This is a genomic window from Gibbsiella dentisursi (assembly GCF_039539505.1).
Lineage (GTDB): Bacteria > Pseudomonadota > Gammaproteobacteria > Enterobacterales > Enterobacteriaceae > Gibbsiella > Gibbsiella quercinecans.
In genome coordinates, this window is the sequence record NZ_BAABDG010000016.1 from 1 (window position 1) to 586 (window position 586).

The 586-nt window shown below is 47.6% G+C and carries 1 protein-coding gene; it reads left to right on the top strand.

Annotated elements, in window-relative coordinates:
* Nucleotides 1–579 (top strand): IS30 family transposase (locus tag ABFX35_RS23680; protein ID WP_346083182.1); only part of this gene is annotated, 579 nt, incomplete at its 5' end.
* Nucleotides 580–586 lie beyond the last annotated feature (7 nt).

Sequence of the window (586 nt, forward strand, 5' to 3'; positions counted from 1 at the left end):
TCGCATAGCCTTCGTCATGGCAGACGCCATACCCGCAAAGGTGAAAGAGGTACGATCAATATAGTGAACGGAACGCCAATTCACGAACGCTCCCGGCATATCGATAACAGACGCTCTCTGGGGCACTGGGAAGGCGATTTAGTATCAGGCACAAAAAACTCGCATATAGCCACACTTGTAGACCGAAAATCACGTTATACGATCATCCTTAGACTCAGGGGCAAAGATTCTTTCTCAGTGAATCAGGCTCTTACCGACAAATTCCTGAGCTTGCCGCCTGAACTCCGGCAATCACTGACATGGGACAGAGGAATGGAGCTGGCCAGGCATCTGGAATTTACTGGCAGCACCGGAGTTAAAGTTTACTTCTGCGATCCTCAGAGTCCCTGGCAGCGGGGAACAAACGAGAACACTAATGGGCTAATTAGACAGTACTTTCCCAAAAAGACTTGCCTTGCCCAATATACTCAACATGAGCTGGATCAGGTTGCAGCTCAGCTAAACAACAGACCAAGAAAGACACTGAAGTTCAAAACACCGAAAGAGATAATTGAAAGGGGTGTTGCGTTGACAGATTGAATCTACA